The following is a 15,271-nucleotide window of genomic DNA, read 5'->3' as shown; positions in this document are numbered from 1 at the left end:
AAGACACAACAGAGTCGTTAGGGCACCGAGGTGCTCGGCATGAAAGAGGAAACATTGTCTGCGTTGATTTCTCCGAGCATCCTGTCTGCTGACTTCACCAACCTAGAGCGTGACTTAGGCAAGATCGCGACCGCCGACTGGGCGCACGTGGACGTCATGGACAACCACTTTGTGCCCAACCTGACCATCGGCCTGCCCGTGGTCGAGCGCATCCGTCAGGTTTCCCCAATCCCAATCGACGTGCACCTGATGATCGAGGACCCAGACCGGTGGGCTCCTGGCTTCGCCGAGGTTGGCGCCCAGTCCGTCACCTTCCACGCTGAGGCGGCAGCCGCACCTGTTCGGCTCGCCCGCGAGCTCCGCAGGCTCGGTGCACGCGCCGGAATGGCCATCAAGCCAGCAACCCCGATCGAACCATTCATTGATCTCCTTCCAGAGCTCGACATGCTCCTCATCATGACGGTCGAACCCGGTTTCGGCGGCCAGTCCTTCATCGAGGGCACGCTGCCCAAGATCGAGCGCACCCGAAAGGCCATCAGCGAGGCAAACCTGGACGTCTGGCTCCAAGTTGATGGCGGCGTTTCCCGGTCCACCATTGACATGGCGGCTGAGGCAGGGGCAAACGTCTTCGTTGCCGGGTCTGCGGTGTACGGCGCGTCCGACATCCCAGCCGAGATCGCAGCGCTGCGGGAGATGGCACAGAAGCACACCCACTGATCTTTACGATCTCAACTGGCCCAGTTCGTTTGAACTAGGCCAGTTGTGTAATGGGAGTGGCTGATTGGCTGTCCGAATGGTTCAGTGGATGGACGTTTCCATTCTCGAAGCATGACACCGTCGTAGACTAGAACGGTGAAGTCATTTGAAGAGTTGTACGCAGAACTCCAAGCCAAGGCCGAGCAGCGTCCCGAAGGTTCCGGGACCGTCAAGGAGCTCGACGCCGGCGTCCACTTCATCGGCAAGAAGATTGTCGAGGAGGCCGCAGAAGTCTGGATGGCCTCTGAGTTCCAGAGCCATGAAGAGGCAGCGGAAGAGATCTCACAGCTTCTTTACCATACGCAGGTCATGATGATCGCCAAGGGAATCTCCCTTGATGACGTATATAAGTACCTCTGACCAGCCGTTCACTTCATCCGAAAGCCATTCACTATGTTTCGTGTAGCCGTACCCAACAAGGGCTCACTCTCCGAACCAGCTGTCGCAATGCTCCGCGAGGCGGGGTACAAGCAGCGCCGCGACAGCCGCGAGCTCGTGCTCGCAGACCCAGAAAACGACATCGAGTTCTTCTTCCTGCGTCCACGTGATGTCGCCGTGTACGTGGGAACTGGAACCGTTGACGCCGGTATTACCGGCCGTGACCTCCTGCTCGACTCGGGTGCCAACGCCGAGGAGCACCTGCCACTCGAGTTCGCTCGCTCGACGTTCCGCTTTGCTGCGCCTGCCGGGACGATGAGCTCCATTGCCGAGATCGCAGGCAAGCGAGTTGCCACCTCGTACAACGTCCTGGTCGCCGATCACCTTGCCGCTCAGGGCATCACGCCTGAATCCGTGGTCCACCTCGATGGCGCCGTTGAGAGCTCCGTCAAGCTCGGTGTTGCGGATCTCATCGCTGATGTCGTGGAGACTGGCACCACTCTCAAGGCTGCGGGCCTCGAGGTGTTCGGTGAGCCAATCCTCGTTTCCGAGGCCGTTCTCATTAAGCGCAAGGGTGTAGAAGACCCCGTCGGCTTGTCCACTCTGGCACGCAGGCTCCAGGGCGTGCTGACCGCACACAAGTACGTCCTCATGGACTACGACGTGCCTGCGGCAAACGTGGCACAGGCAGTCGCCGTGACCCCGGGCCTCGAATCGCCAACGGTTTCGCCATTGCACGATTCCGAGTGGGTCGCAGTACGCTCCATGGTTCCAAAGAACCAAACCAACAAGGTCATGGACGAGCTGTACGAGATCGGTGCACGCGCCATCCTCGTGACCGGCATCATGGCCTGTCGCCTCTAGGTGAAGTGGGACTAGACGTGAGCAAAACGAGCCGCAGAGCGCTTGGAGAGTACGAAGGATCGTACTCGCCCAGAGTTCTGCGGCTCGTCTGCTTTATAGCCGGACTCATCCTCAGTACAGGTATGGCCATTATTCTGTGGCAGTCGCCGGGGCAGCCCGATGGCTTCGATCGCGGAAATACCGTGGGTCTCCTGCTCATCCTTGCCATCTTCTTGACCATCCTGTGGCGGTTCGCGCGCGCGCGAGTTGACCTTTACAGCGACGGGATCTCGATCCACAACTTCTTCCGTGACTACGACGTCTCGTGGGCCCAGGTATTCAAGCTGAGTTACTCGCCCGATGACGCATGGGCGTACGCGGAGCTGATCGGACCCAAGCGGATCACCCTCCTTGCCCTCGCGCGCTCTGAGGGAGAATCGAGCGCACGGTTCCTCCTGCGTTGCGAGGAATCTCTGCGGGCCTACGAGCAGCGGCACGACAAGGACTGACGCAAGCAAAATCGTCGAAAATCAGGTATGACAAAGGGGGCCTCACCTTGCGGTGAGGCCCCCTTTTCAGTCAGTCAACCGATCAGCGGTTGCCGCGGCGTGGCTTGAACGATGAGCGGTCAGACCGGTCGTTCCAGTCGTTGCGTCCACGACGCTCGCCACGGTCGTAACCGCGGTCTCCACCACGGTCGTGACGGTCGCGGTCAAAGCGTGGACGGTCACCACGGTCTCCACCGCGGTCACGGTCGTAGCCGCCGCTGCGAGGAGCTGGTCCGTCGTCGAGGCGGATGCGAAGAGCCTTGCCACCCACGCGTGCGCGCGAGATGCGACCCATCATGTCCTCGTCAACGTTGGCGCTGATGTCAACCAGCGAGAACGAGCCGAAGATCTCAATGCGGCCGAGGTCGCGGCCGGACAGGCCACCCTCGTTGGTCAGTGCGCCAACGATGCCGCGGGCTTCCGCGCCATCCTTGTGCCCAACTGCAATGCGGTAACGGGTACCCGAATCGCCATCGCGGTCGCGGCGTCCGCCACGGTCACGGGACGAACGGTCACCACGGTCACCACGGTCGTGACGGTCGCGGTCAAAGCGGCCTGGACGGTCCTTGGAGAAACGCGACTCGCGCTCCTCACGGTTCTTGCGTCCACGACGGTCCTCAGCGAGCTGGTTCTCGTACTCTTCCTGCTCCGCGCGGGCGCGTGGTCCGGAGTCACCAACGGCGATTGCTGCAAGAGCTGCGGCAACGGTGATGTTCTCCGCCTCGTGCTCCTCAAGGTACGTGGTGATGAGCTTCTCGTACATCGCCAGGCGTCCGGCCTCGATGCGGGTCTCGAGCGAGCCAAGCATCTTCTTGACCTTGTGCTCGGACACGTCAGCAGGGGAGGGGATCTCGATCTCGGTGAGGCTCGTGCGGATTGTGCGCTCGATGAACTTGAGCTTGGAGCGCTCGCTTGGGGTCACGAACGACAGCGCGCGGCCGCTACGTCCTGCACGGCCGGTACGACCGATGCGGTGGACGTAAGCCTCAGGCTCACCAGGAATGTCAAAGTTAACAACCAGTCCGATGCGCTCAACGTCGAGGCCACGGGCCGCAACGTCGGTTGCAACGAGGACGTCAAGCTGACCGGAGCGCAGGCGCTCAACGATCTTCTCGCGGTCCTTCTGCGCCACGTCACCGGAAATGGTTGCTGCGGAGATACCGCGCTCAACCAGAGCCGAACCGACCTCTTCAGCAGCACCACGGGTGCGGCAGAAGACGATGGCAGCGTCGGCGTCCGAGGTAGCTAGGACGCGGAAGAGCGAACCGGACTTGTGACGGAACGGAACGATCGCGTATTCCTGCGTCACCGAGGTAACGGTGGTGGACTGGCGTGCAACCGCGATCTCGACAGGGTTCTTCAGGTGGTGCTGTGCAACGCGGCGGATCTGCGGTGGCATGGTTGCGGAGAAAAGTGCAACCTGGCGCTCGGCTGGTGCCTCGCCGAATACGCGCTCTACGTCCTCTGCAAAGCCCATGCGCAGCATCTCGTCAGCCTCGTCAAGGACGAGGAAACGGATGTTGGAGAGGTCAAGGGTGCCACGGTCAAGGTGGTCGATAACGCGGCCTGGGGTACCAACAACAACCTGCACACCGGTCTTCAGCGCGCGGATCTGTGGTGGGTAAGGGGAGCCGCCGTATACAGCGAGGACCTCGAGGCCATCGACGTGGGAAGCAAAGGTTTCGATTGCCTCTGCGACCTGCATTGCAAGCTCACGGGTTGGCGCAAGCACGAGGGCCTGGACCGCGCGGAGCTCGGGGTCGAGGGCAGCAAGCATTGGGAGACCGAATGCCGCGGTCTTACCGGTACCGGTCTGTGCGATACCGGTGATGTCTGAGCCTTTGAGGAGCTCGGGGATTGCACGTTCCTGGATGGTGCTTGGCTTGGTGAAGCCGAGTTGCTTAACAGCAGCAAGGAGGTTCTCTGGGAGGCCAAGGTCGTCGAACGTGATCGACGGTTCTTCTGGGGCCTCGGTGGTGCCTGAAGTCTCGTTTACTTCAGCAGCAGTCATGTGGTTTCTCGCCATTTCGTTGTGCGGGAAGGCAGGGTATTGGGCACACAACAGTCGACTGTGTTCAACACAGTCGTCACCCTTAACGCCTGACCTTGGTCATGCGACGAACAGATTTATTCGACACTTCTTGTGTCGCTCTAACGTCGCTTCCCAAAACACACACTAGGACCAGCCTCTGGCGCCTTCTCTGGGCGCAATCTCGCCTTTCGTTGTGAAAAGGAGAAGAGATCGGTTTGGCCGTCCGTCAACACACGTACCAGCGGGAATCGCGACGTACTGCGGTCGAATCAAGTTTATTGGATATCTGCCGATTTGGCGCCGGGTAGGGCGGTGAGTTCAGACACAGCAGCGGGCACGTAGGATAGTGTCTTAACTGATAGTGGCACTAGTTCCAGGGCATACAGGCGGGGTGAGCACGATAGAAGGCGCAAGCAATGCGATACTGACCATTCCCAACGTGATTAGTTCGTTCCGATTGCTGCTCATCCCCGTCTTCGCAGTGCTCGTGGGAACGGGCCATGACGTGTGGGCGCTCATCGTTGTTGCTATTTCGTCGCTCTCAGACTGGGCAGACGGCTTTATTGCACGCAAGTTCAACCAGGTGTCGGAGCTCGGTAAGACGCTTGACCCGATTGCCGACCGCTGCTTCATCCTTGTCACTTTGATCGCGCTCGTTGCGCGAGATGTTGTGCCGTTGTGGCTACTTGGTCTCGTTTTTGTGCGGGACCTCATCATGCTGATTTTGGTCTCACTCATTGCTAAGAAGGGCCACAAGCCGATGGCTGTGACCTACGTGGGTAAGGGCGCGACCTTGTTCCTACTGCTTGCTTTCCCACTCTTCATTTTTTCCATGATTACGTCGATCCCACAGGCGTTTTCAGAAGGTGTCTACCAAGCGGCTTGGGTCTGTGCGGTCATCGGGGTAGTGCTCTACTGGGCTTCCGCATTCCAGTACCTGTCAAAGGGCAGTAGGCTACTGAAGTCCACACCAGCTCCGCTCCAAGGTGACTCCTCACATGTCGAACTCTGACTCCCCACAGGCCACCAACTCCGGCCCCGCGCCTGCAGCGACTCACTCTTCCGCCGGCGGGCGCCCGAAGGCGCCCGTTGACGCGTCCATGACGCTCCTCAACGAGGTTATGCACCGCCCACTCGACCCGGGCTACGCCACTGCGGCCCGCAAGAAGGCACGCCAGCGCGAGCTGGGTATCTCGACCGAGCAGAGCAAGTCCACCAAGGTTGGTGCAGCCGTCCTTGCAGTTGTGATTGGGTTTGTCTCGATCACCGCTGTTGTTTCCCTGCGTTCGAGGGATTCCATCGCTGCCTCGACGAGAGCGGCGCTCTCGGAAGAGATCTCCTCGCGCAACGAGAAGAACGACTCCCTTGAGGCCCAAATCCTTGATCTCAACAAAAAGGCCGAAGAGCTCCAGACTGCCTTACTTGCGGGGCAGGGCAAGGGAGCGGATCAGCTCCTTGAGAGCGATCAGATCAGGAATGGCACACTCGCGGTCACGGGGCCTGGGCTCGTAGTTACGCTTGAGGACGGACCGAACTCTATTGAGTCGCCCGAGAATCGCGTTCAAGACACGGACGTCCGTGCAGTCGTCTCCGGGCTCTGGGGTGCTGGCGCTGAGGCCGTAGCCGTCAATGGCAAGCGGCTGACAGCTACGAGTGCGATCCGCAGCGCGGGCGACGCAATCCTGGTTGACCTGACGGGCCTTTCAGAGCCCTACGTAGTGGAGGCAATCGGAGACCCCAAGACCCTCGAGGTCCGGTTTGCGCAGCAGATCGTTGCGACCCAACTCTCGATCTTGAAAGAGCGATACGGCATCAACTCAGATATTGCTCCGTCGCAGGAACTGAACTTGCCGGCTGGAACTACCAGATCTCTCATCAATGCCCATGTAATTGCGGCCGCCGATCGCACAGATACTGGGGATGACTCAACTCGAACTCCGCTCAACACCAGCGATACGCAGGGGAGTGGGTCTCTTGACTAATCTTGGACTAATACTGTTCCGCGGCCCCGTCAATGGGCACCTCGACTCGGCCAGATTGTTGTGGCGGAACTATTCAACTCTTAGGGTGGCAAAGTGATTCCGATTATTGGGCTCGTGATTGGCGTAGCTGCTGGTCTGCTCCTCGAACCGACCGTCCCCGTCTACCTTCAGCCATACCTGCCCATCGCGGTTGTTGCAGCGCTAGACGCGCTGTTTGGTGGTCTGCGTGCGCTCTTAGATGGAATTTTCGACGATCGAGTCTTCTTGGTCTCGTTCCTGTCCAATGTGATTGTGGCTGGTTTGATCGTGTTCCTGGGCGACCAGTTGGGCGTCGGGAACCAGTTGTCCACCGGCGTCGTTGTCGTGTTGGGTATTCGAATCTTCTCCAATGCCGCCGCAATTCGCCGTCACATCTTCAAGGCCTAGCTCTACATGACCCGTAACTCCCCAAGCGATCCTCAGGATCGCGAAGAAGAACTTCTCGACTCGCTGTCCGCATCCCGCGAGAGCGAGTTGCCTACTGATGCTGCCCACCTACAGCAGGATGAGACGGCTTTAGGCCTGGTGGACGACCCTGTCGGCGAGGCTCAAGTCGCAGCAGCATCCGATGCTGAACTCGAAACCACTGACCAGGATGACAATGCAGGCCAAGGTGTCGTAGGTAAGAGCGACACAGTCCTCGAGTCAGAACAAGCGCCTCGGGGCGTCGCCACTGAAGGCGGCCTCGCAGGTGATGAGGTGGCGGAACCCGCTAACACCCCAATAGTTGTGCCTGAAGAGGTACCAGCGGAGGGCGTCGCCGCGGGCGTAGAGACGTCGGGGGAACCGGCAAAATCGGACGAGCAGTCAGACGGGGCTGATGAGTCTTCCCCCAAGGCAAGCGCTAAGGCACCCATGTCGCCGGCAAAGAAGCGGTTGATATCTGCTTTGCGGCCACGCGCAACCCGTGCCCAGATTCTTAGTGCACTGCTCCTTGGCCTCCTCGGCTTTGCCTTGGTGGCGCAGCTCCAACTCTCACAGAAGGACGAGCTCTCCGGCCTCCGCCAGTCCGAACTGGTGAACCTCCTCGATGACGTGACCAGGCGCTCGTCCGAACTTGAAGACGAAACCCTGCGGCTCAATGGACTTGTGGGAGAACTCGAGTCCGGCACAAACTCGCAATTGGCAGCACAGCAAGCCGCCGAAGAGAACGCTGCAACCCAGGGAATCTTGTCCGGACGCCTGCCCGCTGAGGGGCCTGGAATCACTATCGGCGTCACGGAGGGAGAGAAGGCCATTAGCGCCTCAGCCCTCTTCAACATCCTCGAAGAGTTGCGCAACGCGGGGGCAGAGGCCGTGGAAGTCAACGGGCTTCGCATGATCACCTCAAGTTACTTCACGGACACCGATCAGGGTGTCGTCATTGACGGAGTCGTAGTTGCTGCCCCGTACCAGTGGAAAGCAATTGGTGACGCCAACACCATGCAGCCTGCGCTCGAGATTCCAGGTGGTGCGATGGCTTCGATCCGAGGCAATGGGGGAGAGGGCAACATCTCCGTCCTGGACACGGTAGAGATCAAGTCTGTGGTTGAGGTCCGCGAACCCGAATTTGCCCGTCCAATGGACTGATTTGCGCTCAGATATCCACTAATCGAGGCTGTCGGGTGACATGGGTGAACGAAAGTAAGTATGCTAGTCCAACAGCGCATGCAGAGTAGCTAAGTCTCTGAGCAGTCACCGCACCAGTCGAGGCTGTTCATCAGCACCACAACATGGAGGTCATCATGAGCGAGCAGTTGCCCCAGAACCCACAAGTAAACCCTGAGCAGCCCGCATCAGAAACCACCATGACCTTCGCGTCGATTTCGGCTCTAGAGGGCGCCTTCACCGTAGCTGGCACTTCTCCTGAGGTTCGCGACGCCGTGAGTGCACTCCCACTTGGCTCCGCTCTCCTAGTAGTCCGGGCTGCCGGTGTCGATGGCGAGCGATTCCTCCTTGACCGTGACCGACTGTTCGCCGGACGTAGCGAGCGCGCAGACATCTTCCTTAACGATGTGACGGTTTCCCGCAAGCACGTTGAGTTCATTCGCCATGGTTCCGAGTATGAAGTTCGTGATCAGGGCTCCTTGAACGGAACCTACATCAACCGTGACCGCATCGACTCGTACATTCTCAAGACCGGTGACGAGATCCAGATTGGCAAGTACCGCATGGTGTACTACCAGAGCCCACTCGCTCAGGTCTCGCCTCAATCCGCCTCTTCGGCAGACGAGTGATGGGTAGTGTCACCAGCACTTAAGTACGAGGCTGGCCAGGAGGAACCACTCCCGTCTGGCAGCCGACTTCCATGGCCGCACAACGTTTCTCACACCGCGACCATGCGGATCTCCGATGTTCTTGGGCTCCTACGGGCCGAGTTTCCTGCGGTTTCACACTCAAAGATCAGGTTTCTTGAGGATCAGGGGCTCGTCACGCCCGAACGCTCTGCGGCCGGGTATCGAACCTTCAGCCCTGCGGACGTTGAGCGTCTCCGGTATGTCCTGATAGAACAGCGTGATCGTTACCTGCCTCTCAAGGTCATCAAGGCAAAACTGACTCAACTCGATTCCGGCGTACTCGATGTCGAGCACCCGCTTGGCCCACGAGTTGTGGCATCCGGCGGCCTGACGCCTGCCCAGGCTGAAGCGTCCGAGTTTGCGAATCTCGCCGCAGCGGCAGGGGTTACTCAGGCTTTCGTTGACGAACTGGTTGAGGCGGGAATCCTTCGGGGACATCCTCGGGCGCAGGGCGTGCAAGATCTCGCGGGACACGCGCGCAGAGACGTAGAAATTATCAAGATCGCGCAGGCGCTCCACGCCTTCGGTATCGATTGGCGTCATTTGCGTTCGATGCGAGCAGCTGCGGACCGCCAGGTCAACGTGGTGGATCAGTCAGTTCAGCACCTCACGTCCAAGGGGACGAGCCTCGCGCTGGGCGAGGCAAACAGTGCACGCGCCGAGATGGCGGAGCTCCTCATCGCATTGCACGGGCACTGGCTACGTGACGGGCTCGAAGAGCTCGCATAGCGACCCCTAGTCCTCGTGGGTTCGCGGTCAGAGCCGCAATTTCTCCGCAGGAGGTCCTGTAATTTCCCACGTAGAGTCATTGATTATGGGCAGAAGTATCCGGTCCCTGACGGCAGAGAACCGCACAGATACAAACCCTCAACCACAAGTTGAGACAACTGTGTGCGACACGACGATTCCAACAGGCGTTGGTCGTTGACCGACGGCATAAGTGGCCATAGCGTAATGAGCATAGTCAGGTCATTCTTCTGACGCCTGGCAGGTCTTCGGCACATCAGTACTGAGGGCCCGCACCAGCCACATGACTCCATACGGAGGAACAAGTGAACGATCGCACGTCTCTCGAGGGAACTTACCCACTCGTGCAGCGCGCCCAGGGCACCCTCTTTGGTGACGGCATCGAGGACCAGGATTCCCTGACCGGCTACCGTGGCCCCACGGCGTGCCGTGTCGCTGGCATTACCTATCGTCAGCTTGACTACTGGGCTCGCACTGAGCTTGTCTCTCCAACCATTCGCCCGGCTACCGGTTCAGGAACGCACCGTCTTTATAGCTTCCGCGACATCTTGGTTCTCAAGGTCGTCAAGCGGCTCCTGGACACCGGCGTTTCCCTCCAGCAGATTCGCACTGCAGTCGATGCTTTGCGTGAGCGCGGAATTTCTGACCTCGCGCAGATTACGCTGATGAGCGATGGCGCCTCCGTGTATGAGTGCACGTCCACCGATGAGGTCATAGACCTTGTTCAGGGCGGTCAAGGTGTCTTTGGAATCGCAGTCGGCCGTGTGTGGCGCGAAGTCGAGGGTAGCCTCGCAACGCTGCCTGCAGAGCGCATCGATGAGGTCGCACCCGTTGTCGATGCCCCAGAAGACGAGTTGGCACGTCGACGCCGTGCACGCAACGCTGGCTGACTGCACAACACAGACCTAAAAAGAGAAGGGACGAAACCTCATCGGTTTCGTCCCTTCTCTTATGTCTTACAGTGCCACTACGAGGACTGCACGCGTGGACCGTGTCCGGTCAATCGTCGTCAATTGATTCCAACGCGATCTCAGCGCTGGCAGGAGAGGTCGCGGACTCCAGGGCGGGCACGGAGTGCTCCATCGACTTGAGCGCTGCACCAAGAACGGCATCAAAGCGGTCGGCGAGATCGCGCGCAGCGCGGCTCGGCCACTCGTGCACGGGACTGCCCGCGCCCTGTGCCTGCTGGAGAGCGGAACGCTCCGGGATGTAGGTGGGGAGAACCAAGTCGCCAAACATGTTCTCGAGCTCTTCCTGACGGTAAGCCTGCTCGGAAGAGCGAGCGCGCACACGGTTGACCAGGACGCCGAGAGGGCGAAGGTTGGGGGCAGACTGTCGGCGGATCTCGTCAATTGCCTGGAATGCGCGGCCTGCGGCTGTCACAGAGAAGAGGCCTAGTTCAGTGACCACGAGGGCGCGGTCGCACGCGGTTAGTCCCTGACGAGTGAGACCGCCAAGCGATGGCGGGCAGTCGATGATGACTAGGTCGTATCGCTCCTCGAGGAACTCGAGGGCGTGCGTGAGCCTAGTGAGCCGGTGTGCGTAGGAAGGGCCATCGTGCCGTGCTGACTCGTTCGATCCAACGAGTACGTGCAGGAGTTCGCCGTTCCATGGAGACTGTGCGATTGCTGACTCGATGACAAAGGGGGAGGGGTTATCCAGAACGGCCGACACGTCATTGTCTGCGCCGCCCGAAACACCAAGCGCGAGGGTCGTGTCCGCCTGAGGATCCAAGTCCACAACAAGGGTACGAAGACCCGCGTGGATGGCCGCTGACGCGAGCCCCAACGTGATGGAGGTCTTGCCGACCCCGCCTTTAAGGCTGCAAATTCCTAGGACTGACACAAGTAATACTTTAGCGGTTGGAACGCAAGAACCACGTGAGATCTTGCGTATAGGCGTGTGTGATTCCGCATTTCAGCGGGTTGAGACGGCGGAGTGGGAGCCAGATCATATCGAAAAGCGGATGTTTGCACTCCATATTTCAGAATCGTGGGAAAATGGCTCTCGGGTTGGTTGATTCGCAGCCCATCCCATGCGTACTCCTGGGAGTCGCATGGTGTACCGAACTATGTCGGCCACTAAGTGTGTATGGAAGAGCCATATGCCTGGGGGCCAACCAAATTAGGGGTGTTTGGTGTTCTCGAAAGTACTTGTCGCGAACCGAGCAGAAATCGCGGTACGAGCTTTTCGTGCCGCATACGAACTGGGAAGCCGGACTGTTGCGGTTTTCCCGCAGGAAGACCGTAATTCCGAGCACCGACTCAAGGCTGATGAAGCCTACCAAATAGGCGATCCAGGCCAGCCCGTGCGCGCCTACCTCAATATTGACGAAATCATTCGAGTTGCCAAGGTTTCCGGCGCAGATGCCGTGTATCCAGGCTATGGCTTTCTGTCCGAGAACCCAGACCTCGCGCGCACCTGCCGCGACAATGGACTGACATTCATCGGTCCTCCGGCCGAGGTCCTCGAACTCGCAGGAAACAAGGTTGCTGCGCTCAAAGCCGCACGTTCCGCTGGCATTCCCGTATTGGAGTCATCCGAGCCGTCGAGTGATGTCGAGTACCTCGTGGAGCAAGCCGACCGGATCGGGTTCCCTATCTTTGCCAAGGCTGTTGCAGGTGGTGGTGGCCGAGGCATGCGCCGCGTGGAGCGCCGCGAGGAATTGCGTGAGGCCCTTGAATCCGCAATGCGTGAGGCCGATTCCGCATTCGGTGACCCCACAATGTTCCTCGAGCAGGCAGTGCTGCGACCCCGCCACATTGAAGTCCAGATTCTTGCGGACGGCCACGGCAACGTGGTCCACCTGCACGAACGCGACTGCTCTGTGCAGCGACGCCACCAAAAGGTCATCGAGATCGCGCCCGCACCGAACCTTGATCCCGCAATCAAGGCGGCCCTGTGCGCGGATGCGGTCAAATTCGCTCGTGCAATCGGCTACCAGAACGCCGGAACCGTTGAGTTCCTCGTTGACACCGTGGGGGAGCGCGCTGGAAAGCACGTCTTCATCGAGATGAACCCTCGCATCCAGGTCGAGCACACCGTGACTGAGGAAGTCACCGACATCGACCTCGTCCAATCGCAGATGCGCATCGCTGAGGGCGCGACCCTCGACGAACTCGGCATCTCGCAGGACACGATTCATGTCAACGGGTTTGCACTCCAGTCCCGGATCACCACGGAAGACCCAGCCAACGGTTTCCGACCTGACACCGGACGCATCGTTGCTTACCGTTCACCGGGCGGCGCCGGCGTACGCCTTGACGGTGCCACCGCAACCGCAGGTTCCCAGATCACCGGTCACTTTGACTCGATGCTGGTGAAACTCACCTGCCGTGGACGCGACTTCCCAACAGCGGTGCGCCGAGCGCGCCGAGCACTTGCTGAATTCCGTATCCGAGGAATCCGCACGAACATTCCATTCCTGCAGGCAGTTCTTGCAGATGAGGAGTTCTCCAAGGGAGAAATCGCAACCTCGTTCATTGAGGAGCGTCCGGAGCTACTCACCACGCGCGAGTCTGCGGACCGCGGTACCAAACTTCTCAATCTGCTAGGTGACGTCACCGTCAACCACCCGAACGGCAAGCCATTCGGTGCTATCGACCCTCGCGTCAAGCTCCCAGGACGGGCGAACTGGGACGAGCAGCCAGCGGCGGGTTCGCGCCAAAGGCTCCTAGAGCTGGGCCCGGAAGGCTTCGCCCGCGCGCTGCGCGAGCAGAAGGCTCTTGCGGTGACCGATACGACCTTCCGCGATGCACACCAGTCTCTCTTGGCTACGCGCGTTCGCACACGTGACCTCTTGCTTGCTGCGCCTCAGGTTGCACACCTGACACCACAGCTCTTCTCTGTGGAAGCATGGGGTGGCGCAACGTACGATGTCGCACTGCGCTTCCTGGGTGAGGACCCCTGGCAGCGCCTCGACAAGTTGCGTAAGGCAATGCCCAACATCGCCATTCAGATGCTGCTCCGCGGGCGCAACACGGTGGGATACACGCCGTACCCCACCGAGGTCTCGGACGCCTTCATCAAGGAAGCGGCAGCGAGCGGCGTGGACATCTTCCGCATCTTCGACGCGCTGAACGATGTTGAGCAGATGCGCCCAGCGATCGAGGCAGTCCGGGCGACCGGAACCGCGGTTGCCGAGGTGGCCCTGTGCTACACAGGAAACCTTCTCGACCCGAACGAGAACATCTACACGCTCGACTACTACCTCGAACTTGCGGACCGCATCGTCGAGGCCGGCGCGCACATCATCGGCATCAAGGACATGGCTGGCCTGCTCCGTCCGGAGGCGGCACGTCAGCTCGTGACCGCTCTGCGCGAGCGCTTTGACCTTCCGGTTCACCTGCACACACACGACACCACGGGTGGCCAGATGGCTACGCTGCTCGCTGCCTCCGAGGCCGGGGTTGACGCTGTGGACGTGGCGAGCGCCTCCATGGCCGGTACCACCTCACAGCCGTCCATGTCTGCGCTGGTTGCAGCACTTGAGCACACGGACCGGGACACCGGACTCTCGCTCAAGAACGTATGTGACCTCGAGCCATACTGGGAGGCAGTGCGCACCCTGTACCGTCCGTTCGAGTCCGGCCTTCGCGGCCCAACTGGACGCGTGTACACCCACGAGATCCCAGGTGGCCAGCTCACAAACCTCCGTGCGCAGGCTTCGGCACTTGGGCTGGGGGACCACTTTGAGGAAATCGAGTCGACGTACGCTGCCGCGGACAGGATGCTTGGACGCCTCGTCAAGGTGACCCCGTCTTCCAAGGTTGTGGGCGACCTGGCGCTTCAACTCGTGGCGCAGGGCGTTGATCCCGAAGCATTCGCCGCGAACCCACAGGACTTCGACCTTCCTGACTCCGTCATAGGGTTCCTCGACGGTGAGCTGGGCGACCCTCCAGGTGGATGGCCAGAGCCGTTCCGCTCCAAGGCCCTCGCCGGACGTTCAATCAAGCGTGGGATCACGCCAATCAGCCAGGACGACCGCCGCGAGCTCAACGGAACCTCACAGGAGCGCCGCAACCGCCTCAACCACCTGCTCTTCCCTGCTCCCACCAAGGAGTTCGAGCAGGTAGAGCAGCAGTTTGGCGACATCTCCGTGATCCCAACGCCGCAGTACCTGTACGGCTTGGATACCCGAAGCGAGGTCGAGATTCGACTGGATAAGGGTGTTCGAATCCTTGTTGGCCTCGAGGCCGTGGGTGTTCCTGACAACCAGGGCATGCGCACAGTCATGTTCACACTCAACGGACAGTTGCGTCCGATCCAGGTCCGTGATCGTTCGGTTGAGGTCTCGGCCACGCTGAATGAAAAGGCGGACCCGAAGGTTCCCGGTCACGTAGGTGCACCGTATGCCGGCTCTGTCACGCTCGCCGTCCAAGAGGGCCAGAGCGTTACCGCAGGTCAGACGATTGCGACTATCGAGGCGATGAAGATGGAAGCGTCCATCACCTCACCAATCGATGGAACCGTCACCCGCCTTGCCATTGGTGCTGTCCAGCAGCTTGATGGTGGCGACTTGATCATGGTCGTCGACTGACTTAGAACAACAGCAGTGGGGGAGAGGGTCGGAATATCGTTGATATTCCGACCCTCTCGTCGTATATGCGTCCTGCCACTGGGCGGCCCAGGTGTGTCTGGCATACGTTAGTGTGCGCGCCACTTTGGAGC

General features: G+C 60.0%; 14 protein-coding genes. 12 read left to right on the top strand and 2 right to left on the bottom strand.

The annotated features are described in order from the left end of the window. Positions 1-54 precede the first annotated feature (54 nt). From rpe to HGSM_RS07305, 4 genes are all read left to right on the top strand, one after another. The gene (rpe, locus tag HGSM_RS07320; RefSeq protein ID WP_019148096.1) at positions 55-717 is read left to right on the top strand and encodes a ribulose-phosphate 3-epimerase; all 663 of its coding nucleotides are present in this window, start codon (positions 55-57) and stop codon (positions 715-717) included. 135 nt (positions 718-852) lie between these two features. Next, on the top strand, positions 853-1,116 hold the full coding sequence (locus HGSM_RS07315) for a phosphoribosyl-ATP diphosphatase (protein ID WP_019148095.1): 264 nt from the start codon (positions 853-855) through the stop codon (positions 1,114-1,116). A gap of 33 nt (positions 1,117-1,149) precedes the next feature. After that, on the top strand, positions 1,150-1,998 hold the full coding sequence (gene hisG / locus HGSM_RS07310; protein WP_019148094.1) for an ATP phosphoribosyltransferase: 849 nt from the start codon (positions 1,150-1,152) through the stop codon (positions 1,996-1,998). Between the two features lie 17 nt (positions 1,999-2,015). Then, positions 2,016-2,486, top strand: a complete 471-nt coding sequence (locus HGSM_RS07305) for a hypothetical protein (protein WP_154646274.1) — start codon at positions 2,016-2,018, stop codon at positions 2,484-2,486. Between the two features lie 82 nt (positions 2,487-2,568). On the opposite strand, the gene HGSM_RS07300 is transcribed toward HGSM_RS07305, so the two are convergent. After that, positions 2,569-4,536, bottom strand: a complete 1,968-nt coding sequence (locus HGSM_RS07300; protein WP_019148092.1) for a DEAD/DEAH box helicase — start codon at positions 4,534-4,536, stop codon at positions 2,569-2,571. Positions 4,537-4,948: 412 nt separating this feature from the next. On the opposite strand from HGSM_RS07300, the gene HGSM_RS07295 reads away from it, so the two are divergent. From HGSM_RS07295 to HGSM_RS07265, 7 genes are all read left to right on the top strand, one after another. Continuing rightward, on the top strand, positions 4,949-5,569 hold the full coding sequence (locus HGSM_RS07295; RefSeq protein ID WP_230197510.1) for a CDP-alcohol phosphatidyltransferase family protein: 621 nt from the start codon (positions 4,949-4,951) through the stop codon (positions 5,567-5,569). Then, entirely contained in the window at positions 5,556-6,539 is a 984-nt protein-coding gene (locus tag HGSM_RS07290) for a DUF881 domain-containing protein (protein WP_019148090.1), read from the top strand. The genes HGSM_RS07295 and HGSM_RS07290 overlap by 14 nt, the downstream gene beginning before the upstream one ends. Positions 6,540-6,632: 93 nt before the next feature. Beyond that, complete coding sequence (locus tag HGSM_RS07285) at positions 6,633-6,965, top strand: small basic family protein (protein ID WP_019148089.1); 333 nt, start codon at positions 6,633-6,635, stop codon at positions 6,963-6,965. A gap of 6 nt (positions 6,966-6,971) precedes the next feature. Then, positions 6,972-8,147, top strand: a complete 1,176-nt coding sequence (locus tag HGSM_RS13715; protein WP_019148088.1) for a DUF881 domain-containing protein — start codon at positions 6,972-6,974, stop codon at positions 8,145-8,147. Positions 8,148-8,302: 155 nt separating this feature from the next. After that, positions 8,303-8,794, top strand: coding sequence for an FHA domain-containing protein (locus HGSM_RS07275; RefSeq protein WP_019148087.1), 492 nt, complete (start codon positions 8,303-8,305; stop codon positions 8,792-8,794). Positions 8,795-8,800: 6 nt separating this feature from the next. Next, entirely contained in the window at positions 8,801-9,583 is a 783-nt protein-coding gene (gene ftsR / locus HGSM_RS07270; RefSeq protein WP_019148086.1) for a transcriptional regulator FtsR, read from the top strand. A 323-nt stretch (positions 9,584-9,906) separates the two neighbouring features. After that, positions 9,907-10,491 (top strand): MerR family transcriptional regulator, encoded by a 585-nt coding sequence (locus HGSM_RS07265; RefSeq protein WP_019148085.1) that lies wholly within the window; start codon positions 9,907-9,909, stop codon positions 10,489-10,491. 109 nt (positions 10,492-10,600) lie between these two features. On the opposite strand, the gene HGSM_RS07260 is transcribed toward HGSM_RS07265, so the two are convergent. Further along, entirely contained in the window at positions 10,601-11,446 is an 846-nt protein-coding gene (locus HGSM_RS07260) for a ParA family protein (protein ID WP_019148084.1), read from the bottom strand. Between the two features lie 292 nt (positions 11,447-11,738). Between HGSM_RS07260 and HGSM_RS07255 the strand changes: the two genes are divergently transcribed. Further along, positions 11,739-15,140: a pyruvate carboxylase gene (locus tag HGSM_RS07255; RefSeq protein WP_019148083.1), complete on the top strand. Its 3,402-nt coding sequence runs from the start codon at positions 11,739-11,741 to the stop codon at positions 15,138-15,140. Positions 15,141-15,271: the final 131 nt, after the last annotated feature.

This window comes from Timonella senegalensis JC301 (assembly GCF_000312125.1).
GTDB lineage: Bacteria > Actinomycetota > Actinomycetes > Actinomycetales > Cellulomonadaceae > Timonella > Timonella senegalensis.
Note: the sequence above shows the minus strand (reverse complement) of the source record. Positions and strands in the feature narration are given on the sequence as shown.

Excerpts from the sequence above, each read along its gene's own strand:
- HGSM_RS07275 (WP_019148087.1), top strand. The coding sequence starts at position 8,303 with ATGAGCGAGCAGTTGCCCCAGAACCCACAAGTAAACCCTGAGCAGCCC.
- HGSM_RS07290 (WP_019148090.1), top strand. The coding sequence starts at position 5,556 with ATGTCGAACTCTGACTCCCCACAGGCCACCAACTCCGGCCCCGCGCCT.
- hisG (WP_019148094.1), top strand. The coding sequence starts at position 1,150 with ATGTTTCGTGTAGCCGTACCCAACAAGGGCTCACTCTCCGAACCAGCT.
- HGSM_RS13715 (WP_019148088.1), top strand. The coding sequence starts at position 6,972 with ATGACCCGTAACTCCCCAAGCGATCCTCAGGATCGCGAAGAAGAACTT.
- HGSM_RS07300 (WP_019148092.1), bottom strand. The coding sequence starts at position 4,536 with ATGACTGCTGCTGAAGTAAACGAGACTTCAGGCACCACCGAGGCCCCA.